This is a genomic window from Paraliomyxa miuraensis, from assembly GCF_026337845.1.
GTDB lineage: Bacteria > Myxococcota_A > Polyangia > Nannocystales > Nannocystaceae > Paraliomyxa > Paraliomyxa miuraensis.
The window spans coordinates 1-339 of the sequence record NZ_JAOVZF010000047.1 but is presented as its reverse complement, the minus strand read 5'-3'; the positions used below and the strand labels follow the sequence as shown (position 1 = coordinate 339).

The window sequence follows — 339 nt, the reverse complement described above, 5'->3', positions numbered from 1 at the left end:
GTCGGCGCCGTCGCAGGCCTCACCGGCCTCCGCCACGCCGTTGCCACACACGCCACCAGCGCCGCAGTCGCTCACGCCCGCACACGCCGGCTCGACCAGCGCCTCGTCGGCGCAGATCCCATCCCACTGGTTGCTGCAGCAGAACGGATCCAGCCCACACACGGCCGCCTCGCAGCCCGGGTCTTCACAGCCCGGAGTGCCGTTGGCCGAGCAGCATGCTCCTGCGCCGCCGCCCGGGATGCACATCGACGTGTCGAATCCACACGCCGCATCACAGGCCAGCACGCCACCGCCGGCGAAGCCCTGCGAGATGCAGTCCTGGCCGGCCAAGTCGGCGCC

Annotated in this window: 1 pseudogene; it reads right to left on the bottom strand. The window is 72.3% G+C overall.

From position 1 onward, the window contains the following. Nucleotides 1-339: pseudogene (locus OEB96_RS00195) on the bottom strand (hypothetical protein); the annotation flags it as partial.